Origin of the sequence: Alicyclobacillus macrosporangiidus CPP55 (assembly GCF_000702485.1) — a bacterium.
GTDB classification, from domain to species: Bacteria; Bacillota; Bacilli; order Alicyclobacillales; family Alicyclobacillaceae; genus Alicyclobacillus_H; species Alicyclobacillus_H macrosporangiidus_B.
Genome location: NZ_JNIL01000001.1, coordinates 3,537,824 through 3,559,024 on the forward strand (window position 1 = coordinate 3,537,824; position 21,201 = coordinate 3,559,024).

Annotated in this window: 20 protein-coding genes and 1 riboswitch; of the genes, 14 read left to right on the forward strand and 6 right to left on the reverse strand. The window is 61.8% G+C overall.

The genetic code is table 11. The features are described 5' to 3' along the window. The first annotated feature begins 34 nt into the window (after positions 1-34). The 12 genes from N687_RS0117455 to N687_RS0117505 all read left to right on the forward strand — a co-directional run bounded on the left by N687_RS0117455 (position 35) and on the right by N687_RS0117505 (position 13,034). The gene (locus tag N687_RS0117455; protein WP_029423087.1) at positions 35-865 is read left to right on the forward strand and encodes a sulfurtransferase; all 831 of its coding nucleotides are present in this window, start codon (positions 35-37) and stop codon (positions 863-865) included. A 135-nt stretch (positions 866-1,000) separates the two neighbouring features. Further along, complete coding sequence (locus N687_RS0117460) at positions 1,001-2,104, forward strand: phosphodiester glycosidase family protein (RefSeq protein ID WP_051663399.1); 1,104 nt, start codon at positions 1,001-1,003, stop codon at positions 2,102-2,104. A 456-nt stretch (positions 2,105-2,560) separates the two neighbouring features. After that, on the forward strand, positions 2,561-2,947 hold the full coding sequence (locus N687_RS24080) for a hypothetical protein (protein WP_156040203.1): 387 nt from the start codon (positions 2,561-2,563) through the stop codon (positions 2,945-2,947). 747 nt (positions 2,948-3,694) lie between these two features. Continuing rightward, a complete protein-coding gene (locus N687_RS0117470; protein WP_029423089.1) occupies positions 3,695-5,212 on the forward strand; it encodes a carboxypeptidase M32 in 1,518 nt (505 codons plus the stop codon). Positions 5,213-5,279: 67 nt separating this feature from the next. Further along, a complete protein-coding gene (locus tag N687_RS0117475; protein WP_029423090.1) occupies positions 5,280-5,618 on the forward strand; it encodes a thioredoxin family protein in 339 nt (112 codons plus the stop codon). Next, positions 5,615-6,835, forward strand: a complete 1,221-nt coding sequence (locus N687_RS0117480) for an acyl-CoA dehydrogenase family protein (RefSeq protein WP_231493525.1) — start codon at positions 5,615-5,617, stop codon at positions 6,833-6,835. The genes N687_RS0117475 and N687_RS0117480 overlap by 4 nt, the downstream gene beginning before the upstream one ends. Positions 6,836-6,904: 69 nt before the next feature. Beyond that, positions 6,905-7,537: a DsbA family oxidoreductase gene (locus N687_RS0117485; RefSeq protein ID WP_029423092.1), complete on the forward strand. Its 633-nt coding sequence runs from the start codon at positions 6,905-6,907 to the stop codon at positions 7,535-7,537. A 326-nt stretch (positions 7,538-7,863) separates the two neighbouring features. Continuing rightward, positions 7,864-9,447, forward strand: coding sequence for an acyl-CoA synthetase (locus tag N687_RS0117490; protein ID WP_029423093.1), 1,584 nt, complete (start codon positions 7,864-7,866; stop codon positions 9,445-9,447). 624 nt (positions 9,448-10,071) lie between these two features. Then, positions 10,072-10,563 carry a DUF6431 domain-containing protein gene (locus N687_RS24915; RefSeq protein ID WP_074956871.1) on the forward strand — a complete coding sequence of 164 codons (492 nt, stop codon included), beginning with the start codon at positions 10,072-10,074 and terminating at the stop codon, positions 10,561-10,563. A 56-nt stretch (positions 10,564-10,619) separates the two neighbouring features. Beyond that, complete coding sequence (locus N687_RS0117495; RefSeq protein ID WP_029423094.1) at positions 10,620-11,981, forward strand: DDE-type integrase/transposase/recombinase; 1,362 nt, start codon at positions 10,620-10,622, stop codon at positions 11,979-11,981. Beyond that, positions 11,974-12,774 carry an ExeA family protein gene (locus tag N687_RS0117500; protein WP_029420177.1) on the forward strand — a complete coding sequence of 267 codons (801 nt, stop codon included), beginning with the start codon at positions 11,974-11,976 and terminating at the stop codon, positions 12,772-12,774. The genes N687_RS0117495 and N687_RS0117500 overlap by 8 nt, the downstream gene beginning before the upstream one ends. Further along, the gene (locus N687_RS0117505) at positions 12,771-13,034 is read left to right on the forward strand and encodes a DUF5348 domain-containing protein (protein ID WP_029420178.1); all 264 of its coding nucleotides are present in this window, start codon (positions 12,771-12,773) and stop codon (positions 13,032-13,034) included. The genes N687_RS0117500 and N687_RS0117505 overlap by 4 nt, the downstream gene beginning before the upstream one ends. A gap of 447 nt (positions 13,035-13,481) precedes the next feature. Here N687_RS0117505 and N687_RS0117510 read toward each other — a convergent pair whose 3' ends face one another. The 4 genes from N687_RS0117510 to N687_RS0117525 all read right to left on the reverse strand — a co-directional run bounded on the left by N687_RS0117510 (position 13,482) and on the right by N687_RS0117525 (position 17,003). Beyond that, positions 13,482-14,075: a YdeI/OmpD-associated family protein gene (locus N687_RS0117510; protein WP_029423095.1), complete on the reverse strand. Its 594-nt coding sequence runs from the start codon at positions 14,073-14,075 to the stop codon at positions 13,482-13,484. 212 nt (positions 14,076-14,287) lie between these two features. Then, entirely contained in the window at positions 14,288-15,481 is a 1,194-nt protein-coding gene (locus N687_RS0117515; protein WP_029423096.1) for a glycosyltransferase family protein, read from the reverse strand. Positions 15,482-15,493: 12 nt separating this feature from the next. Next, positions 15,494-16,252: a CDP-alcohol phosphatidyltransferase family protein gene (locus tag N687_RS0117520; RefSeq protein WP_051663401.1), complete on the reverse strand. Its 759-nt coding sequence runs from the start codon at positions 16,250-16,252 to the stop codon at positions 15,494-15,496. Next, a complete protein-coding gene (locus N687_RS0117525) occupies positions 16,245-17,003 on the reverse strand; it encodes an NTP transferase domain-containing protein (protein WP_029423098.1) in 759 nt (252 codons plus the stop codon). The genes N687_RS0117520 and N687_RS0117525 overlap by 8 nt, the downstream gene beginning before the upstream one ends. 167 nt (positions 17,004-17,170) lie before the next feature. Beyond that, a riboswitch (SAM riboswitch) is annotated at positions 17,171-17,290 on the forward strand. A 139-nt stretch (positions 17,291-17,429) separates the two neighbouring features. Here N687_RS0117525 and N687_RS0117530 point away from each other — a divergent pair. Both N687_RS0117530 and metX read left to right on the forward strand, forming a co-directional pair. After that, positions 17,430-18,728 carry a bifunctional o-acetylhomoserine/o-acetylserine sulfhydrylase gene (locus tag N687_RS0117530; protein WP_029423099.1) on the forward strand — a complete coding sequence of 433 codons (1,299 nt, stop codon included), beginning with the start codon at positions 17,430-17,432 and terminating at the stop codon, positions 18,726-18,728. 35 nt (positions 18,729-18,763) lie between these two features. Then, the gene (metX, locus tag N687_RS0117535; protein ID WP_081841531.1) at positions 18,764-19,942 is read left to right on the forward strand and encodes a homoserine O-acetyltransferase MetX; all 1,179 of its coding nucleotides are present in this window, start codon (positions 18,764-18,766) and stop codon (positions 19,940-19,942) included. Positions 19,943-19,945: 3 nt separating this feature from the next. Here metX and N687_RS0117540 read toward each other — a convergent pair whose 3' ends face one another. Then, positions 19,946-20,356: a hypothetical protein gene (locus N687_RS0117540; protein WP_029423101.1), complete on the reverse strand. Its 411-nt coding sequence runs from the start codon at positions 20,354-20,356 to the stop codon at positions 19,946-19,948. 34 nt (positions 20,357-20,390) lie between these two features. Then, complete coding sequence (locus N687_RS21465; protein ID WP_035462474.1) at positions 20,391-21,056, reverse strand: peptidylprolyl isomerase; 666 nt, start codon at positions 21,054-21,056, stop codon at positions 20,391-20,393. Between the last annotated feature and the right edge of the window lie 145 nt (positions 21,057-21,201).

Here is a 21,201-nt window from a genome sequence, read left to right on the forward strand (position 1 = left end):
AGGCGGACGGGCGCCCGAAGCGAGGTGAGCGAAGTTGTTGATCACGGTGGAAGCGTTGAGGTCGCGCCTCGGCGAGGCTGGGCTCGTGGTGTTCGATTGCCGGTTTGTGCTTGGACAACCGCATGCGGGCCGGGAAGCGTACCTGGACGTACACATCCCGGGGGCCTTTTATCTGGATCTGGAGCAGGACCTGTCCGGTCCGCGCCAGGCGCACGGCGGCCGGCATCCCCTGCCGGACCCGGCGGAACTCGCGGACAAACTGGGGGCCGCGGGGGTGACGGAAGGCGTCCAGGTGGTGGTCTATGACGCGGGCGGCGGGATGGCCCAGCGCGCCTGGTGGCTGATTCGTTACCTCGGATTGGACTCGGTGTCCGTCCTCGACGGCGGATTTCCAGCGTGGCAGGCGGCAGGCCTGCCCGTGACGGCGGAGCTTCCGCAGCCGCGTCCGGCCCAGTTTCCGCTTCGTGTGCGCCGGGAGTGGGTGGTGCCGGTGGAAGAGGTCCGCGCGGTATCGGCCGGCCACAAGCCTGGCCTCCTCGTCGACGCGCGCGCCCGGGCCCGCTTTCGGGGCGACGCGGAGCCCATCGATCCGGTGGCCGGCCACATCCCGGGCGCCCGAAACGCCCCTTGGGAAGAAGGGGTGGCCCCCGACGGGCGGTGGAAGGGGCCGGAGGCGCAGCGGGATCGATTCCGGTTCGTGCAGGATCCACGCCAGGTCATCGCCTACTGCGGGTCCGGGGTGACGGCGTGCGCGAATCTGTTCGCAATGGCACTGGCGGGGCTCGACGGCGCGCGGCTTTACCCCGGCAGTTGGAGCGATTGGATCTCGTATCCCGAGCATCCGGTGGCCACCGGCGATGCCTGAACCATGACGGCGGGCTACCCACGCCCGTCCCGTTCCCTCTCAGAACTATGGGAAAATCGAGTTGCCTATTGTCACGCGGGAGGGTGCGGCTCCGTCTGAGAGACAGGACGGTATTGACGGAAGGGGGAAGGTCGCGTGCACTCACGGACGACCATGCCGCAGGGTGCGGCACTGCCCTCCCGCCGGCTGCGCAGACGGGAGGCGAAGCGCCAGCGGCGGCGGGTGTGGCGCAACCGCATATTGGTGGCGACCGCCGCGATGATGGCGTCGGCGGCCGGATTGGTGGGGGTGGGCTTTGGCACGCCGTGGGGCAACGACGCCCGACTGGTGTTGGCGGAGACCATCATCTCCACCCGGCACGCGTACCTGGCCCGTTACATCACGACGGACGCGGAGTACCGCAAGCTGATGAATCAGCTCAACCCGGTGGTGGTCAACAGCCAGAAGCCGGATCTGGTCCAGGTTCAGCCGATCAGCCAGGCGGTGAACCGGCCGGTGGTGGAGATTCAGCCGGTGAGCGGCGACGGCTACACAGGTTACGTAATGCTGGTGCACAATCCCCGCTTGGTGCGGCTGGTGCCCGCCCGCGTGGTCGCGGACAAAGGGGAGTACGTGACCGACATGCTGCGGCGCACCGGAGCGGTGGCCGGGACCAACGCCAGCGGGTTCGAGGATCCCAAGGGCGAGGGATGGGGGGGTGTCCCCGTCGGTTTGGAGTACGTCGGCGGAAAGGTCCTGAATCCGCCCCAACCGGGCTGGACCACGGTGGGCTTCACCAAGGACGGCGTCCTCGTGATGGGCGACTACACCGTCACACAGCTCAGGAAGCTCGGCGTGCGCGACGCCATGCAATTCCACCCGGAGCTGGTGGTTGACGGAAAACCGATGATCACCGAGGGGGATGGCGGCTGGGGCTACGCGCCGCGCACAGCCATCGGCCAGGCGAAGGACGGCACAGTCATCTTCGTCGTCATCAACGGCCGCTTTCATGGCGGCGCCGGCATGGGCGCAAGCCAGCGCCAGGTCATGGACCTGATGCTGCAGTACGGTGCGGTCAACGCGTGCGCCATGGACGGGGGATCGTCCAGCGTGCTTGCCTACAACGGCAAGGTGGTCAATGCTCCTTCGACGCTCGATCCGAACGGACAACGCCACCTCCCGGACGCGTGGCTGGTCTTCCCGACGGAGGCGTCGGCCGACTTGGCTCAGGCGTCCGCAGGAGCGGGAGTTTCCGATTAAAACGTCCGCAGTGGAAGGGTCGACGGGCAGTCAACAGCCCGGCCGCATATGCAAACGGCCGGGCCGTTGGCGTCTTTTGAGTTTCGCTGCCCATTAGGTGATGTTTTCCATTTTGTAGGACAACGATCGGGCGGCTTTTGCGCGAGGTGCAGCCGGTTGAAGGGTGAGATTTCATGGCTGATTGTGAGTTCTGCGGTTTAGAGCCAGCGTCCCGTACGTTCGTCAGTGTGGAAGACAATCTCATGCGCGCATGTCACCTGTGTGAAGGCTCGTTTACAGAGTGGGAGAACGCCGCTGAGCAACAAGGTAGATGGGATGCGTTCTAAGTTCCGATAAGTGAAGCGTATCGGAAGTTAGGGCCGTCGGCATGGGCGGAAAGACGGGCAGGTATTCCGATGCAGCCGTTTGCTACATGATGTACATTATAGGCACTACAAGAGGGCGGGGGGTCAAGTGATGCCAACCGAACGCGAATCGAAAGCCGGTACTCAGCCTCAGCCACAAAACGGCGAAAAGGTTAAGGCAGTTGTAGTTGTGCGACGTTCCGACGTTACAGCCAACCGCCACGGATACCTGCATGCTTCGACATTGGCTGCGTTACGGAGATTGAGGAAACGGCAACAGCAAAGAGTGGCGGCATATGCCAAACGGAAAGGTGGAAGACAAATCGTTTTGGACGATAAACGACCCACCATTGAAGAAATGCGCAAAGCCATGGGTCTAGGACCAATCCAACCCATTCACGTTTCTCCCGGCGCACAGGAAACGATGGGTGGCGCTGATGAAATGTGGAAGTGGTACGAAGAAGAACTCAGTGAGGTTTACGCAGAGTATGAGGATTGACGAACGTCGGAAGCGCCAAGTCGAACATGATAGAGCCAATGCTGACCAAGGCGATTTCTTTTTTGCCTTCCTCGCAGATGAAAACGGAAAGCCTATTCCACACCCCGTATTCGTGCTTGGAAAGCACAATGATTCCAATGACAATACGGATGTAATCATATGTAAATGCACCATAACAGGAACACGGAAGCAGAGGGGCTTATGACATCCCAGTTAAACTTCGATATGACTCATTCGTTCGTACCAACAAGATTTATACAATCTCTCGAAAGCAACTGGATTTCAAAATCAAGACTCCATATGTTGACGAGAACCAGAAACGTGCAATCGTCGATCAGGCGATAAACGCAATCTTCCATAAGGAGAAGGAGTCCACGGGACCGTTACCTATGGACTCTTTTTATATGCACTTTATGAATCATTCTATGTGGCGTAATAACAAGCGATAAATGTGGTTCTCCGAAAATCACGGAAACCTTAACCTTGACAAAGTCGCCTGTTTCGAGATGGCTAAAACATTCGACTAGCCGACTGCGTTTGACGCCTTTGACGACGAAATGAGCGACTTTGTAAAGGCTATGTTGCTCGCCATGGCGACGAGATGGTGGTTCGGAAGGAATTTCGCGGTTATGAAAATTGGGTTGCCTTTATGACCACGGTGAAAACGCTCATGTCGCTGCGGCAGGGGCACGGACGATTTCGGTATAATAAGGGATGGTCACACGAAATCGGAAAGGTGGGGTTGCGTTGGCAAAGACCGCAACCGATTGGGCACGCGAGTTTCGCGAGTACGTCCGCAAGATGCTCCACTTCGAAGAGGCCATCAACCTGATGTACTGGGACCTGCGCACCGGCGCTCCGAAAAAGGGCGTCGAGCTGCGCTCCGAAGCCATTGGTACGCTGGCGGCCGAGGTGTTCGCGATGCAGACCTCGCCGCAGATGGAGGAATACCTCAACGTCCTGAGCGAACCGGGGACGTTCCAAGCCCTCGATCCCGTCACCCAGGCGACGGTCCGGGAGGTCAAAAAGGAGTTCGACCGCAACCGCAAGATCCCGGCGGATCGCTTCAAGGCGTACGTCGTGTTGACCTCCCAGGCGGAGTCCGTCTGGGAGGAGGCGAAGAAGACCGCTGACTTCGCGTTGTTCCGGCCGTACCTGGAGAAGATCGTGGCGATGAAGATCGAATTCATCGGCTACTGGGGATACCAGGGGAACAAGTACAACACCCTGCTCGACCAGTACGAGCCGGGGCTGACGGTGGAGCAGCTGGACGGCATCTTCGGCCCACTGCGGGAGGAGACGGTGAAGCTGGTGCAGGCCATCGTCGATTCGGGCATCCGGCCCGACCTGCGCCATTTCCAGGGCCACTATCCCAAGGACAAGCAGCGCGCCCTGTCGCTGGAGCTGCTGCGGAACATGGGGTACGATTTCACGGCGGGGCGGCTGGACGAGACCGAACACCCGTTCCAGACGACCATCAACCGGTACGACGCGCGCGTCACCACCAAGTTCCTCGAGGACGACTTGCGCTCGGCCATCTCGAGCACCGTCCACGAGGGCGGGCACGCCCTGTATGAGCAGGGAGTGTCCCCGGATCTCATCGGGACACCGCTGTGCACGGGAGCTTCCATGGGGATCCACGAGTCCCAGTCGCGGTTCTATGAGAACATGATCGGCCGTTCGCACGCGTACTGGGAGTCGCATCTGCCGGTGGTGCGCCGCTACTTCCCCGAGTTCGAGGACGTGTCGGTCGATGAGTTCTACCGGGCGATGAACGACGTCTCGCCGTCACTCATCCGCATCGAGGCGGACGAGGTGACCTACAACCTGCACATCATGATCCGCTATGAACTGGAGAAAGCCCTCATCAATGAGACCCTGCGGGTCGCCGATCTGCCCGGGGTGTGGCGCGAGAAGATGCGCGAATACCTCGGGGTCGAACCGGACTCCGACGCCACCGGGGTGCTGCAGGATGTGCACTGGTCCGGCGGAGACTTTGGGTACTTCCCGTCCTATTCGCTGGGGAACATCTACGCCGCCCAGTTCCGGCACCAGCTGGCGAAGGAGATCCCGGATTACATGGAGCAGGTGCGCCGCGGGGAGATGCTCGAGATCAAGCGCTGGCTGAACGAGAAGATCCACCGTTTCGGCAAGACCCTGACGCCCGGCGAGATCGTCCGCCAGGTGACCGGCGAGGACATCAACGCCAAGTACCTGATTGACTACCTTCACGAGAAGTTCGATCCGTTGTACCACCTGGCCTGACCCTGGCGGGGCCGGCTGACCGGCCCCCTTGGCCTGGGGGTAACGCGGGAGAGGAGATGCGGATTTTATGGAAGAGATCCAGTCGCTCGATCAGTACTTCACGGTGGTGCGCGGCGACCGGCCCGTGGTGATGATCTTCTCCGCCGGCTGGTGCCCGGATTGCCGTTATCTGGACACGTTCATCGACCAGGTCATCCGGGACAATCCGGACTTCGGCTTCTATAAGGTGGACCGGGATCGGTTCGGGGAGCTGTGCGAGACCCTCGACATCCTCGGCATCCCGAGCCTCGTGGCCTACCGCGAGGGCCAGGTGGTGGGCCGATTCGTCAGCAAGCTCCGCAAGACCAAGGAGGAAGTGCAGTCCTTCCTGGACGACGTCCGCGCGAAGGTGGCACCGGCGTCGTGACGGGTGGAGTGGGGACGGACAGCCGGACGTGGTTTTTGCGCGACCAGGATGAGCGCGTGCGCCACGAAGTGGTGGCTAAGCTCTCCGCCGCGTTCGCCGAACGGGCGGCGCGCTACGATGAGGAGGGCAGCTTCCCCCACGAGAACATCGAGGCCTTGCGGGCCAGCGGCTACGTCCGCTGGACGGTGCCGAAGCGATTCGGGGGCGAGGAGATCTCGCTGTACGAGATGCTTCTGCATCAGGAGCAGCTGGCGCGCGGCGACGGATCAACCGCGCTGGCCATCGGCTGGCATGTGGGCATGATGCTGAACCTGCGCGCGAGCGGGGCCTTCCCGGAGCCGCTGTTCGAGGAGGTCTGCCGGTCCGTGGTCGCGCGCGGGGCGCTCATCAACAGTTGCGCCAGCGAGCCGGTGACCGGGAGTCCGAGCCGCGGCGGGCGGCCGCAGACCACCGCGTACCCCGAGCCGGGCGGATACCGAATCCGGGGACGCAAAACGTTCAGCACCCTCAGCCCGGCCCTCGACTGGATCCTGATCACCGCGGGCATCGACGGATCGCCGGACGTCGGCGAGTTTCTGCTGCGCGGCGAGGACGTCCAGGTCGTCGAGACGTGGAACGTCATGGGGATGCGGGCGACCGGGAGCCACGACATCGTGATGGACGACGTGTTCGTTCCCGCGGAGCGCTTGGTCAGCCGCCTGCAGCCCGGGCAGAAATCGCCGCGCAACCGGGACGGCGGAGGCTGGATGCTGCATATCCCGGCGACGTACCTGGGGGTCGCCCTGGCGGCCCGCGACACGGCGGTGCGATACGCGGCCACCTACCAGCCCAACAGTCTGCCACACCCCATCGCAAAGGTGGATCACATCCAGGAGAAAATGGGGCAGATGGAGCTGAAGTTGTTGGCGGCGCGAACCCTCATGTACGACCTGGCGCGGCGCTGGGACGAGGCGGACGCCCAGACGCGTCTGGCGCTGCGGCCGCAGCTCGGCGCCGTGAAGACCCTGGCGACCAACAGTGCCCTCGAGGTGGTCGATCTCGCTATGCGGATCGTGGGCGCGCGCAGCCTGTGGAAAGACCTGCCGCTGGAGCGGTTCTACCGGGATGTGCGGGCGGGTCTGCACAATCCGCCGATGGACGATGTGGTGTACCGGATGTTGGCGGATGCGGCGGTGCAGGACGTAACGCAGCCGGGCCTCTCCCGCTCCGGAAGATGAGCGGCCTCAGAATTTCGGCCAACGGCCCTGCGTATGCGTGGGGCCGGGACCAAAGGAGGGGATGCGCCCGTGCGGATCGACATATTCCAAGACACCGTCTGCCCGTGGTGCCGCATCGGCAAAGTGCACCTGTTTGAAGCGTTGAAGCAATGGCAGGAGGAGCCGGTGGAGATTCACTGGCGCGCGTTTCTGTTGGATCCCGGGACTCCGGTGGAAGGCCGCCCGTTCTCCAGCCTGGCGGAGAAGCTCGGGGGCCCGGAGCGGTTGAAACAAATGCACCAGCGCATCTGCGAGATCGGGAAGGCGTGCGGCATCGACTTCAATTTTTCGGAGATCGAACGGCTGCCGAATACCCGCCTGTCTCACCAACTCATTCGGCTGACGCCGGAGCCGCTGCGGACCCAAATGGTGGAGGCCATCACTCGGGCGTATTTCGAAGAAGGACGCGACATCGGCCGGATGGATGTCCTTCTCGACCTGGCCGAGGGTCTCGGCCTCGACCGGGCTCGGACGAAACGCCAGCTGGAGGAGGGCGAAGGGCTCGGGGAAGTGGAAGAAGACCTCGCCTTCGCCCGTGACGCCGGGATCAGCGGCGTCCCCTTCTTCATCTTCAATGGACGCCTGGCCGTGTCCGGTGCGCAGCCGGTGGACGTGTTCCTGGAGGCCCTGAATGAAGCGAAGCGGTTGTCCCAGGGGAATTGAGCGGTACACAACAGAGCGCGTGACAGAACGAAGCCCCTATCCGGAAACGGGTGGGGGCCTTTTTGGTTTTGAAAGAAGGTGCCTTCTCATACAACACCAGGTTCGTGCAACGTTCTGATCACCGCAGGTGATCATTCCATACTGCTAGCATTGCAGGTCAAATGATTCGTGTCATTGTTTCAGATGGAAAACATTCGTATGCAAATCTCTGAATCCTCTGTGTTATAATGAGCGAGTCTAAGCTGGGCAGCCCTAGCATGAGCACACGTTCACAGTCGTCAAGAATGCTGTACGGAATAAACGGGCTTATAAGAGGGGGACTTGTGATGGGATACAATTTCGCGAGAGCAGTTGATGAAATCGCTAACAAAGCTCCGGAACGCTTGGCGGTGCTGTGCGTGGACGAGGCCGGGCGTGAGCGGCGGCTGACCTACGGCCAACTGCGGCGGGACACCAATCGCCTGGCGAGCGCCCTGGCGCGGGTCGGCGTGGGGCGTGGGCAGCGGGTGTTGGTCCTGTTGCCGCGCGGCGTGGAACCGTACGTGGTGTACCTGGCGCTGTTGAAGCTGGGAGCCACCGTGATGCCGAGCTCCGAGATGCTGCGTGCGGGGGACATCCGCTACCGCGTTCAGCACGCCGAGGCCAGTGTCGTGATTGCCCACGCCAGACTGACGGGAGAGGTCGACGCGGTCCGCGGCGAGTGTCCGAGTCTGTGCCATTTCTTCTCGGTCGGCGGTGCGGTGCCGGAGTGGGCGTCTCTGGAGGATACGATGGAGTTGGGGTCGAGCGCGGATTTCGTCGTGCCGACGGCGGACGACGACATGGCGTTTTTGTCGTACACCAGCGGGACCACCGGTGGCCCCAAGGGGGTCGTGCACACCTATCGCTGGCCTCTGGAGCACCTGAGGGTGGCGGGGACGTATTGGTTTGACGCGCAGCCAGGCGAGGTGGCCTGGGCGACGGCGGGTCCCGGATGGGCCAAGTGGGTTTGGAGCCCCTTCGTGTCGGTCCTCGGAAATGGGGCAACGGCCTTCGTGTACCAGGGGCGGTTCCAACCGGAGCGCTATCTGGAATTGCTGGAACGGTATCAGGTGTCGCTGCTCTGCGCCACGCCCACCGAGTACCGGCTGATGGCCAAGGTCCGGGGACTGGAGCGTTACCAGGTGCAGCTCCGCTCCGCCTGCTCGGCCGGTGAGCCGCTCAACCGCGAGGTGATCGACACGTTCCGGCGTGTGTACGGCGTCACCGTCCGGGACGGCTACGGCCAGACGGAGAACACCCTGCTGGTCGGGACGTTGCGGGACATGGATGTCAAACCGGGATCGATGGGCAAACCCTTTCCGGGCATGCCGGTGGCGATCGTCGACGATGACGGACAGCCTGCCGCGGTCGGCGAGATCGGGCACATCGCGGTGCACCGATCGCACCCGGCCTTGTTCCGCGGGTATCTGAACGACCCCGAGCGGACCGCGAAGGCGTACCGCGGGGAGTGGTACATCACCGGCGACAAGGGCCGCATGGACGAGGACGGCTACTTCTGGTTCGAAGGGCGTTCGGACGACATCATCATCTCGGCGGGGTACACCATCGGGCCGTTCGAGGTGGAGGACGCCCTGGTCAAGCACCCCAAGGTGGCCGAATGCGCGGTGGTGGCGGCTCCGGATCCGGAGCGCGGGCACATCGTCAAGGCGTACGTGATCCTGCGCGATCCGGAGGACGCACATGACCCGAACCTGATCAGCGAGCTGCAGGAGCACGTCAAGCGGGTGACGGCGCCGTACAAGTACCCGCGGGCCATCACGTTCGTCGACAGCCTGCCGAAGACCACGAGCGGCAAGATCCGCCGTGTGGAACTGCGCGAACGGGCCGCCATGGAGGCGCAAGCGGCGGCCGGCGGAACGGACGGCTGAACGGGCGGCCGGGCGCACGTGGATGCCCGGGACGGGTGTCTAGGGAAGGCGAATCAAAGTAGTTCGTGTGCCGCTGTGGGCATCGGCGGCATGGGGGCTGTTTTTCTTCTGTCGACCGCGGTGGCTTTCAACAATCAGGACTTCAGCAGTGGGTGTATCACGGTGGAGCCCTTGACTCAAGCTGAAGTCGCGTGTTGGTGTGAGGATGCCGATGTTTTTCACCGATCCCATTGAAACTGAATCTGGTATCCTGGGCCAACCTGTTGGATCACATACCAGTGCCCTGATGTTAAGGCAGGATTCGTAACCCCCGCCACCACGATCTCTGCGGTTGTGGTCCGGCCTTCTTCTGCCGGAGAGCTGAGTATGAGTTTACCGAATGGTGTAGGATCTGCCCGGAAACTTGCGTTCGATTGGCTGTCCAAGATGTTTTAGCCATCTCGAAATGGCCGAAAGCTGACGTTATTGCCTGTCCGAAAATTGCTGAGTAAAATGGCCGTATCCTAGGAAAGGAAAGACGCCCCTCTTTACGTGGTGCTGCGCCAACAGCATCACAAGGGGCGTCCCATCACTCGGATATGGTCAGTATATCAAACTTTAAGCTTGTTGAAAGCCACACCGCCGGTGTTTTTTGTCCGGAGTGCGGAGAATGTCCCCTGCCCTTGTTGCCAAGGTGAGCTTCGCGTCATCGGGAGTCGGAAAAGGACCTGGGTTCAGAGTTCCGGCAACAAGGTAAAACTCATCATCCGCCGACTGCGCTGCCGGGATTGCAACAAGATCCACCACGAACTGCCAAGCTTTCTGGTTCCCTATCGCCGCCACGAGGCACAGGTCATTGAGGATGCTGTCACGGATAAGGCGACGCCTGCCTGCGTTGAGGAATCAACGCTGCGGCGCTGGCGTCAGTGGTTTGAGGTCTTTGCCCCATATGCCGCCGGCTGCCTGGAGTCCATCGCTGACCGCTTCCAGTGGACTGTGGAGAGTTCGTCCGCTCATCCACAAACCGCACTCCATCGAATCGGACGGGTTGTTGGGCATCATCCCGGTTGGCTGGCGCGTGCTGTCCGACCGATTGCAAATCTACATTTGTGGAGACATACCCGTTCGGCGTGTTGATCCGCGTCTCGTCACTGTACGTTCATGCTGACCCTACCAAAATGGAGGTGGTTGGCATGAAAGATTCGAGGAAGGCGGAGGAAATCGCCGCAAATCGGGTGCAGATGCTGTCTCGGCTGCTTGCAGATGGCCTGGATGCAGGCCGTGCGCGACAGATCAGGGCTGAGATCTGCGCACAAACGGGTCTCTCAGAACTAACCATTCGTCGGTATCTGGCCCAGTACCGCAAGGAAGGTTTCGAGGGCCTCAAGCCAAAAGCCAAAGTGTATCAAAGACCAGACGCCATCCCGGAGTCGCTTCTGGAACAGGCCATCTTGCTGCGACGGGAGGTTCCCACGCGCAGCATCTCCCAAATCATTCAGATCCTTGAGTGGGAGGGGTATGCAAAGCCGGGCCAGATCAAGCGCAGCACCCTGCAGGAGAAGTTGGCAGAGCGGGGGTATAGCTCCCGTCAGATGCGGATGTACGCCGCAACCGGTACAGCCGCCCGCCGGTTTCAGCGTCGGCATCGAAATGAATTGTGGCAGTCGGACATCAAGTTCGGCCCGTATCTGCCCATCGGGCCTGGCGGCGCAAGGAAACAGGTCTACCTCGTCGTGTTCCTGGACGACGCCACGCGGTACGTACTCCATGCCGAGTTCTACCCCACCCTCGACCAGGCCATCGTGGAAGATTGTTTTCGCCAAGCCATCCAGAAATACGGCGCCCCGGATTCTGTGTACTTCGACAACGGAAAACAGTACCGAACCCGTTGGATGGCCCGGACCTGTTCCAAGCTTGGGATACGGCTCCTCTACACCAAGCCGTACGCTGCCGAGAGTAAGGGCAAGGTAGAGAAATTCAATCGGACGGTCGATTCATTTCTCAGCGAGATTGCCCTGGACAAACCGCAGACACTGGAAGAACTGAATCAGAAGTTCTCCGTATGGCTGTCGGAATGCTACCAGAACAAGCCGCACGTCGCGCTTTCCACAGACAATCAGTCCATAAGCCCAGAGACGGCGTACCGTAGTGACCGTAAGGCGCTGCGATTTGTCGAGCCGGAGGTCCTCGCCAATGCGTTCCTGCATGCCGAGACGCGCAAAGTGGACAAATCCGGGTGCATCAGTTTCATGGACCGGAAGTATGAGGTGGGGTTGTCGTTCATCGGTTGCACGGTGGACGTCATTTACGATCCGGCAGACATCAGCGAGGTGACCATCGAGTACGAGGGATATGAACCGTGGAAAGCTCGCCCCATGGTCATCGGTGAGCGGGCTGGCAAACGACCCAAGTTGCCGGAACACTTGGGGCCCCAACCAGCAGACGCCTCCAGGCTGCTGGGCGCTGCGCAAAAACAGCATGAGCAACGTCAACACAGACAGGCACGGGCCATCTCCTACACCTCCGCGTGGAACGAGGTGAAGGGAGATGTTTGAGTCATTCTACGAGTTTAGGCACACCCCGTTCGCCAGAAACATTCCGGCCGGAGAGCTCTACACATCGCCATCGTTGGAGGACACGCTGGGGCGGCTTTCCTACGCGGCGCAGCGGCAACTGTTCTGTGTCGTCACCGGGGACTGCGGAACGGGAAAGACCACGACCATTCGCCGTTTTGCGGAGACACTGGATAGTGCCAAGTACCAGGTCCTCTACCTGTCAGACTCGAAACTCACGCCTCGCCACTTCTACAAAGGACTGTTAGAGCAGCTCGGGTGTGAGTCCAAGTTCTACCGCGGCGACGCAAAGCGACAGTTGCATCGCGAGATAGAACTCATGCGCGGCATTCACCACGTGCAGCCCGTTTGCGTCGTAGACGAAGCTCATCTTCTCGACCGAGAGATGTTGGAGGAGGTGCGCTTCCTGCTCAACTTCCGCATGGACGCGCAAAGCCCCATGGCGCTCATCCTGGTCGGGCAGAGCGAACTCTGGGAGCGTCTAAACCTCCAGGCGTACGCCGCCATCCGCCAACGAATCGACATACAGTGCAAGCTTCCGTATTACGACCGGGCAGAGGTCGGTGAGTACATCCGACGTCACCTGGCCTATGCCGGGGCCGAGCACGATATTTTCTCGGACAAGGCCATCGATGAGGTTTATCGATTCTCCAGTGGCGCAGCACGCATGATCAACAAGGTGTGCACGCACTGCCTCATGTACGGTGCCCAGACGAAGCACCGGATCATTGATGATCACATCGTGAATCTGGTCATACAGGGGGAGTTGACATGACCAGGCGAACTGCAAAGCGCGGCACCCTGCGTTACGACAGACAGTGGGACCGGTTCTCGGTTCAGTGTGGGGACGACTCCGTGTCTTTGCACTGTGGAGAAGTGATTGGTTTGCGAATAGGCAGGCAGTTTGTATGGGGACGGCTGGAGATGGACATGGCAGGCAGTTGGTGCATCATCTTTCCCGGGTCGACGGATGGCAAATCAACGGTGCTCACGTTAAGAAAAGCGGCAACCTACGACGCCAAGATCTATGTGTAAACTGCAGTGGCAGCGGGGCAACTCGGATGAGTTGCCCCGTTCATCCGCCATGGCCACCGAATCCGTCAGTTTCCGGACAACAAACACCGTCAACTTATGGCCATTATACGTTGGCTGTAACACCAAGATATGCGAAAAGCTCCAGTGCCACCAAGACGTATGCAAATGGTAAACTGCTCAGGACAGCTCAATTGCTAGTTCGACAACAAGCGTGACCTCGCGGGGGTGGGCAGGGTACGTCGATCACACGTCGTCAGTTAGTGATGTGTGGGCCAACTGGACCGTTCCTTCGGCCTGGGATCTGGGGGCCCCGTATGGTTACTGTTATCCGGAACTTAAAAATACAGAAAAACGCGGCGCTCCGATATACCGCGTTTTTTATATTTATTCAGCTTAGTCGGCATTTCCTTGTATCGTTAACGCCACCGTTAGTTCAAGGAGAATATACTAATCATTTAATCCCTTTCCATTGAGAATTTGCTGCAAACATTTTTCAACCCTTGACTGTCGAGTTTTGGATTGTTTGGGTTCAGAAAAATAAAGAATGTATGCTCTTTGCCGTCCCGGCGTCAATGCTTCAAAAGCAGTTTTCAAGGCAGGGATTTCATCGAATTTATTTTGAAGTTCTTCGGGAATTATGAAGTCTGATTTCTTTTTAAAATTCACTTCCAAACCGGCTTTTTCAACTTCAATGGCTTCATAAATATAGGCTTTCAAGATGGTTTCCATTTCAACTATTTCTTGAACATTGGTGAACCGAATCTGGCGCGCCGCCTGTACATTCTCCGTTTGTTGGACTAGAATCCCATGGGCATCCTGTAACAAGGCACCTTTGAAAAACAGAAGCGCACAATATTCTTTAAATCCATGTATTAGAACTATGTTCTTTTTCTCAAACGTGTAACAAGGATGCATCCACTTGAATTCTTCGGTCAGCTCACAGTCAAGAACGATGTTTCTCAACTTCTCATATTCTTCCCTCCACTTTTTAGCTTTACTTAAAAATTCATCAACCTTAGGATTCATTCTACTATTTGTCATCAAGGAACACCCCTCATCAATTTTTCGTTCAGCTGACAGTCAAGCAGACCTGAAGTTACAGGGAGCTTATGTCGCTATTGTGCCCCGTTACTGACATAAGCATAAGCCTGCCTGACTCACCCTGGAAGAGGGGACCCGCCGCACACACCCTTCTGTGACAAAGTGGCCCCACATAGGCCTCCCACAGGTCCTGCGCTGCGGGAGGGCGATGGTCACGCCTGGGGATGCAGATGCTCCGGAAGCGCTGCGCGCAGGATCTGGTTCACCTGCTGGACGCGAGCTGCCCAGGAGTTGCTTTGAACGAAGGCCTGCCGTTTCGCGTCGTCGCAGCGGCGGGCGCCCTCGAGGACCCCGCGGAGCATCTCCAGGCCTTCGGACGGGCTGCGGGCGACCCAGACGTAATCGGACAGCTTATCGATCTCGTCGGTCGACGTCGCCACGACCTCCTTGCCCGCGGCCAGGTACTCGAACACCTTGATGGGGTTGACGCTCCGGGTGAGGTCAGTGTTCACAAAGGACACCAGGGCCGCTTGGCACCCGGCCAGGTATTGCGGCAGTTCCCGGTACGGCTGCAGGCCGAGGAAGTGCACGTTTGGCAAGGAGGACAGCATCGACACGTCCGTCTCCACGGGGCCGATCATGACGAATTGGACCTCCGGAAGCCCTTCCGCCAGGGTGCGCAGGAACCCGTAGTCGACCCAGTGGCCGAAGCCCCCGATGAGGGCGACGCGCGGGCGGGGGATGCCGGCGAGGCGCGGGTGCTCGGGGACGGACGCGGCGGCGGCGAAGTGATCGATCTCGGCGGCGTTCGGCACCAACCGCACGTCCGGGTGCAGCGCGCGCATGTGTTCGGCGAGGGCGCCGGCGGTGGCGATCACGGTGCGCGAGACAGCCGCGAGATCGGCCTCCATCTGGTTGACCACCTCCGGCCGCACCAAGCCGGAGAACCCGGCATGCAGGTCGACGCAGTCGTACACCACCGCCGCTGGGTGCAGGGCGGGCACCAGGTCGACGGAGTTGGGCAACTGGGGCAGCAGCACGTACGGGCCCGGCGCAGCGTGTTCAATCTGGCGGGCCAGCAGAGCCTGGTTCCACCGATTGACCGTCCGATACAGGTTCGGGAAGGGCAGGCACGCGAACGGAGCGAGCACCCTTAGGCGTCCCGTTCGGCCCATACGGACGTCCGCGTCGCACGTGCCGCCGAGCGGAACCTCCGTCACCGGGACGGCGGGAATCAGGCGGCTCCGCAGCGCCGGGTTTTTCAACGGGGCAATCAGGGTGACGGGCGCGCCTACGAACAACACGTCCCAACCGCGCGCCGCAAGCCCGCGCGCGAAGTGATGCGGGCGGGCGGTGGTGCCGTCCCAAGGGACGGCGGCGGTGATGACGACAGTCGCGCTTCCCATAGCGACACCCTTTCAGGATGGTTGTGGCGGATTCACGGTGGCGCGGCGATGCTTGATGAACTGCACCAGCGGCCGATACACCGCCATCAGGAGCCCGAGCACGGAGACGAAGATGAAAAACGAGTACACCCAACCGAAGGCGAGGAACACCAGTTGCGCGAAGTACTGCTCGCCGATGATGAAGCCGCGGAACGGGACGAAGGCCCGCCAGCGGCGCATCTTCTGGAACGTGTCATCCGCGCCGGGGGCGGGCTCCGCCTCCACCGGCACGCCGTTCTCGTTCACCTGGCGAACGCGTCCCTTCACGCGGAACATCTCAATCTGGCCGAGATACTCGAGGAGGTACAAGGCGAACAGGGCCACCATGGCCCACGGCCAGATGCGACCGCCCTCCGGATGCACCCGCACGTAACCCCACGCGAGGCTGAAGTACAGGGCGAATTCCTTGACCCGGTCGGCCACCTGGTCGAGCCAGCCCCCGATGGGCGAGTATTGCTGCCGGTAACGGGCGAGCTGTCCGTCGGCGCAGTCGAGCACGTAGGAGACCTGGACCAGGACGAGGCCGGTGACAATCGCCGCGCGATCGCCCCGCGCGTAAAAGAGGCATCCCACCAGCGCCAACAGCAAAGACCCCAACGTCAGCGCGTTGGGCGTCACCCGCGTGTTGCGGATCAGGTACACGAGCCGCAGCGAGAACGGGTAGTACAGGTAGTTGGTCCAGATGTCCACGGGCCGTTTGGCACAGGCGTTGATCTTCCGGAACTCACTCATCCGCGCCGACCGTCCTGAAGGTGCGCAGGACCTCCCGCACCGCGTACTCGTAGTCCTCCGGGAAATCCACCTCGACGCACGGCAGACCGGTGATATCCACCGCGGTCAGGCCGGTCTTGTCCGGCATCACGTCGAGGGCGTGTTCGAAGAACTTCATCTCGTTGCCGGCGACCGCCTCGCGCAGCACGGAGGCGCGGAACCGGTCGGCAAAGGCGCCGCTGAACTTCGCCACGCCGATGAATTCGCCGAAGCATGCGTCCGGGTTGAGGTGTTTGCCGATGGCGGTCACCTGTTCGCCCTCCACCAACACCTTCACCTCTTCCTCGCGGCACTGCTTGCGGTCCACCGCGAGAAAACCGCCCTCCTCGTAAGGGGAAAGCCGGCGCAGGATCTGTTCGTCGAAGACCACGTCCGCGTTCAGATAGTAAAAATCGCCGTCGTACGTCTCGAGGGCGCGCCGCAGGGAAAAGAGCGTGTTCGTGTGCCTGTATGCGTCATTGATCACGTATGTCACCCGCATCGCGGAATGATGCTCGGCCACGTGCGCCTGAATCATCTCCCGCCGGTAGCCGACGACCAGGGTCACGTCGCGTACCCCAATGGCGGCCAGGGATTCCAGCTGCCAGTCGAGAATGGTCTTCGGTCCCATGGGCAACAGGCACTTGGGCCGGTCATCCGTGAGCGGACGGAGTCGTGCCGACTGTCCGGCCGCGAGGATGATGGCCTGGATGGGTGAAGTGGAAGAAGTCATCAAAGGAAACCCCTTTTCAGACTGACATCTTTCTTATTTAAACCAATCCTCGTCCACGGCGTCAAGCAAACGGGGGTTTCGGCGGGCTTCGCAGTTGTTCTCGCAATTGACAGACGCCGGGGCCGGTGGTATATTACCGCTAACAAAAAACCGCATAGGCAGGACTGCTCTTATCCAGAGAGGCGGAGGGACTGGCCCAATGAAGCCCGGCAACCATCGGCGAAGTGCAATGCTCGCCGAAGAGGTGCCAATTCCTGCAGCCCGCGGCGCGGGCTGAGAGATGAGAGGAGTGTGCCTGATCCGCCATCCCATTGGCCGGCTCGCCGCTCCTCTCGGAGCGGTTTTTTCATGGCCGCCGCGGCGTCTGGCTGCGGGCGGCCCGGCCTCGCAGGCCGTTTCAACCTCAAGGGAAAAGGAGTTGGCGAGATGGCGGACAGACCCCTCGGATTCGAGACCATCGCGTTGCACGGAGCGTTCACCGGAGACCCCGCGACCAAGGCGCTCGCGGTGCCCATCTATCAAACCACGTCGTACACCTTTGACGACGCGGACCACGCCGCCGACTTGTTTGGGCTCAAGCGTCCGGGCAACATCTACACCCGCATCATGAACCCCACGCAGGACGTGTTCGAACAGCGCGTCGCCGCATTGGAGGGCGGTGTCGGCGCGCTCGCCCTGGCGTCCGGCCAGGCGGCCATCACCCTGTCCATCCTCAACATCGCTCACGCGGGGGACCACGTGGTCAGCTCGTCCAACCTGTACGGCGGGACGTACAACCTGTTCGCCCACACCTTGAAGAAGGCGGGCATCGAGGTGACGTTTGTCGATCCGGACGACTTTGCCGCCGTCGAGGCGGCCATCCGGCCGAACACAAAAGCCGTGTACACAGAGACCATCGGGAATCCGCGCCTCGACGTGGCCGATCTCGCGTCTTTGGCGGACATCGCGCATCGGCACGGGGTCCCGCTCATTGTGGACAACACGTTTGCCACCCCGTATTTGTGCCGGCCGATTGAGCACGGCGCGGACATCGTGATCCACTCCGCCACCAAGTACATCGGCGGGCACGGTACCTCCATCGGCGGCATCATCGTCGACAGCGGCCGCTTCCCGTGGGACAATGGCCGTTTCCCGGGGCTGGTGGAGCCGGACGAGAGCTACCACGGGGTGTCGTACGTGCGCGACGTCGGCGCTGCTGCCTACATCATCAAGGCGCGTGTACAGCTGTTGCGGGATATCGGGCCCGCCATCTCGCCGTTCAACGCCTTCCTGTTCATCCAGGGCCTCGAGACCCTCGCGCTGCGGGTTCAGCGGCACAGCGAAAACGCCCTGCGCGTGGCCGAGTTCCTGAAGGAGCACCCGCAGGTGGAGTGGGTCCAGTACCCCGGTCTGCCCGACAGCCCCTACTACGAGCGGGCCCGAAAGTACCTGCCGCGCGGCCAGGGCGCCATCCTCACCTTCGGCATCCGCGGCGGGGTGGAGGCAGGGAAGCGGTTGATCGGGAACCTGCGCCTGTTCAAGCACGTCGCCAATGTCGCCGACGCGCGCAGCCTGGTGATCCACCCGGCCAGCACGACACACCAGCAGCTGTCCGAGGAGGCACAGCGTGCAGCCGGCGTGACCCCGAATCTGGTGCGCCTGTCCGTGGGATTGGAGGACGTGCAGGATCTCTTGGACGATCTCGACGCAGGTCTGAAGGCTGCCGCGGCCGGTTCAGATCGCTGATCGGACGGAATCTCGGAGGCGGGGAGGTGCGGTGCATGACGGAAACGCTCAAGGTCCGGCCCACGACCGGATCGGCCGCCCTGCAGTGGGCGGTATCCGGCGGCGGGCATCGGCCGGCCGAAGACGCCGGACAGCACGCCTGTGGGTGGCTCCACCTGGACGACGTCTCCTTCGAGTGCGGGGTGCTGCTGCCGCGCGTGCGGGTGTATTTCGAGACGTGGGGGCGCCTCAACGCGGCGGCAGACAATGCCGTCGTCGTCTGCCACGCCCTGACCGGGGACGCCCACGCCGGCGACGGCGGCGGGCGCCCTGGCTGGTGGTCCGGCCTGATTGGCCCAGGGCGGGCCATCGATACGGATCGGTACTTCGTGATCGCGAGCAACGTCATCGGCGGGTGCGCGGGATCGACCGGGCCGAGCGATCTGGCGGAGGACGGCCGGCCCTATGCCATGCGGTTTCCCGCGGTGACGGTGCGCGATATGGTCGCGGTGCAGATGCGACTGCTCGACGCGCTCGGCGTGCGGGAAGTGGCGCTCGTCATCGGCGGATCGCTCGGCGGGATGCAGGCCTGGGAATGGGCCGTCATGGCCGCCGGACGGGTCCGTCACACCATCGCCATCGCGGCGCACCCTGCCTTCCCGCCGCTCGGCATCGGGTATAACGAAGCGATGCGCATGGCCATCATGGCGGACGCGGATTGGCAGAACGGGGAGTACTACGGGACCGGGCGGACGCCGCAGGCGGGGCTCGCGGCGGCGCGCGCCATCGGGATGCTGACCTACCGCACGGACTTGCTGTTTGAGGAGCGGTTCGGCCGCCGCACGGCCGAGGCGGCAGAGGGCGCGCTGGCGTCGCCCCGCTTCTTGGTGGAATCCTACCTGCGGCACCAGGGCGACAAACTGAACCGCCGATTCGATGCCAACAGCTACCTGTACCTCACGCGCGCCATGGACAGCCATGACATCGGCCGGGGCCGCGGGGGGATAGAGGCCGCCCTGCGCCAAGTGCGGGGCCGGCTGACGGTCATCGGGATCGACACGGATTATCTGTACGCGCCGAGGGACTTGCGGCGGGCGGCCCGCCTGGCAGCCGATTGCGGGGTGGCCAGCCGCTACCGGGAGCTGTCTTCCAAGTACGGGCACGACGCGTTCCTGATTGAGTTCGAACCGCTCTCCCGGATGGTGGAGGAGGCGCTGCGCGAATCGGGTCGGTGAGGCTCAGGGCTGGCTGTTGCCGGGCTGCTCTCGCACCAGGACCAGGTATCCGGACTGGCCGTCGGTGTTGACGTGGATGCGCTCGGCCCGGTACCAGGTTCCGTCGAGCTGTACCCGCCCGCCAGCCCGGTAGTCTGTCCCCTGCGGGCCCTGGCCGATCGGGCTTTCTGCGGGGAACTCGCCCACTACGCGCCGGGCCTCTGAGACCTGGACGACGTACGTCTGTCCGCCGCGCTTGGCCAGATTCCAGTGTTCCTCCGAGGTTTCGGCGGGGGTCATCGTCACCGGGATCTGCACGGTGACGCCCTGGTGACGGGCCTCCGGCGGCATCGCCAGACTGGGCGGCCCGCCGCGGCGGAAGAAGATGAGCGCCACCACCACCAGGGCGACGAGAATCCAGTGGGTTCGTTTCACAGACATCCCTCCTGCGGACGCCGGTATCGCCAGATCAATGGACCTGGATGTCGATGGTCTTGATGACAGCGTCCTTTGTCGGGAAGCTCCGCTCGCCGGTCATCGGGTTGTTGGTCACGGGGATGGCGGCGATCTTCTGCACGACGTCCATGCCGCTCGTCACTTGCCCGAACTGGGTGTAGTTCGGATTTTGATCGAGGGCCTTGGCGTCCGGGCCGGTGCAGATGAAGAACTGGCTCCCGTTGGTGTTCGGCCCGGCGTTGGCCATGGCGACGATCCCCGGCGTGTACGAGTGCTTGGGCGGCAACTCGTCGGCGAACTGGTAGCCGGGGCCGCCGGTGCCGTTGTTGAGCGGATCGCCTGTCTGGATCATGAACGGTTGAATGATGCGGAAGAACTTGTCGTTGTCGTAAAAGTGGTGTTCGCACAGGAACACGAAGTTGTTCACGGTCCGAGGACTCTCCTTGGCGAAGAGGGATACGGTGAAATCCCCGTAGTTGGTGTGGAACACCGCGTCGTACTGTTTGGCCGGGTCGATCTGCATGGCCGGCGGCTGGGACCATTGGGGTTTTCCTGCCGCGGTCCCGGCTGAACGGTTGCCTTCATTGGCCGCGTTGGTCGTGTTGCCGGCCGATCCGCAGCCGGCCAGTCCGATGAACAAAAGCGCCGCCGCGCCCATACGCCATTTCGGATGAAGCATTCTCAATCCCTCCTGTCGCTCGCGATGACGCTCGACATCCCCCTTTGCATTCCAGGCCGCTCTAACGACTCCTGCCGATCCGGATGAAATGTGCGGATTTTTTCACAGGCTAGGCAGGAATGTCGAATCGTGTCGCGAATGTAAC

What these genes read in the sequence shown, in the direction of transcription:
- N687_RS24080 (WP_156040203.1), top strand. Translation starts at nt 2,561, where the DNA reads ATGCCAACCGAACGCGAATCGAAAGCCGGTACTCAGCCTCAGCCACAA.
- N687_RS0117475 (WP_029423090.1), top strand. Translation starts at nt 5,280, where the DNA reads ATGGAAGAGATCCAGTCGCTCGATCAGTACTTCACGGTGGTGCGCGGC.
- N687_RS0117490 (WP_029423093.1), top strand. Translation starts at nt 7,864, where the DNA reads ATGGGATACAATTTCGCGAGAGCAGTTGATGAAATCGCTAACAAAGCT.
- N687_RS0117495 (WP_029423094.1), top strand. Translation starts at nt 10,620, where the DNA reads ATGAAAGATTCGAGGAAGGCGGAGGAAATCGCCGCAAATCGGGTGCAG.
- N687_RS0117500 (WP_029420177.1), top strand. Translation starts at nt 11,974, where the DNA reads ATGTTTGAGTCATTCTACGAGTTTAGGCACACCCCGTTCGCCAGAAAC.
- N687_RS0117505 (WP_029420178.1), top strand. Translation starts at nt 12,771, where the DNA reads ATGACCAGGCGAACTGCAAAGCGCGGCACCCTGCGTTACGACAGACAG.
- N687_RS0117510 (WP_029423095.1), bottom strand. Translation starts at nt 14,075, where the DNA reads ATGACAAATAGTAGAATGAATCCTAAGGTTGATGAATTTTTAAGTAAA.
- N687_RS0117515 (WP_029423096.1), bottom strand. Translation starts at nt 15,481, where the DNA reads ATGGGAAGCGCGACTGTCGTCATCACCGCCGCCGTCCCTTGGGACGGC.
- N687_RS0117520 (WP_051663401.1), bottom strand. Translation starts at nt 16,252, where the DNA reads ATGAGTGAGTTCCGGAAGATCAACGCCTGTGCCAAACGGCCCGTGGAC.
- N687_RS0117525 (WP_029423098.1), bottom strand. Translation starts at nt 17,003, where the DNA reads ATGACTTCTTCCACTTCACCCATCCAGGCCATCATCCTCGCGGCCGGA.
- N687_RS0117530 (WP_029423099.1), top strand. Translation starts at nt 17,430, where the DNA reads ATGGCGGACAGACCCCTCGGATTCGAGACCATCGCGTTGCACGGAGCG.
- metX (WP_081841531.1), top strand. Translation starts at nt 18,764, where the DNA reads ATGACGGAAACGCTCAAGGTCCGGCCCACGACCGGATCGGCCGCCCTG.
- N687_RS21465 (WP_035462474.1), bottom strand. Translation starts at nt 21,056, where the DNA reads ATGCTTCATCCGAAATGGCGTATGGGCGCGGCGGCGCTTTTGTTCATC.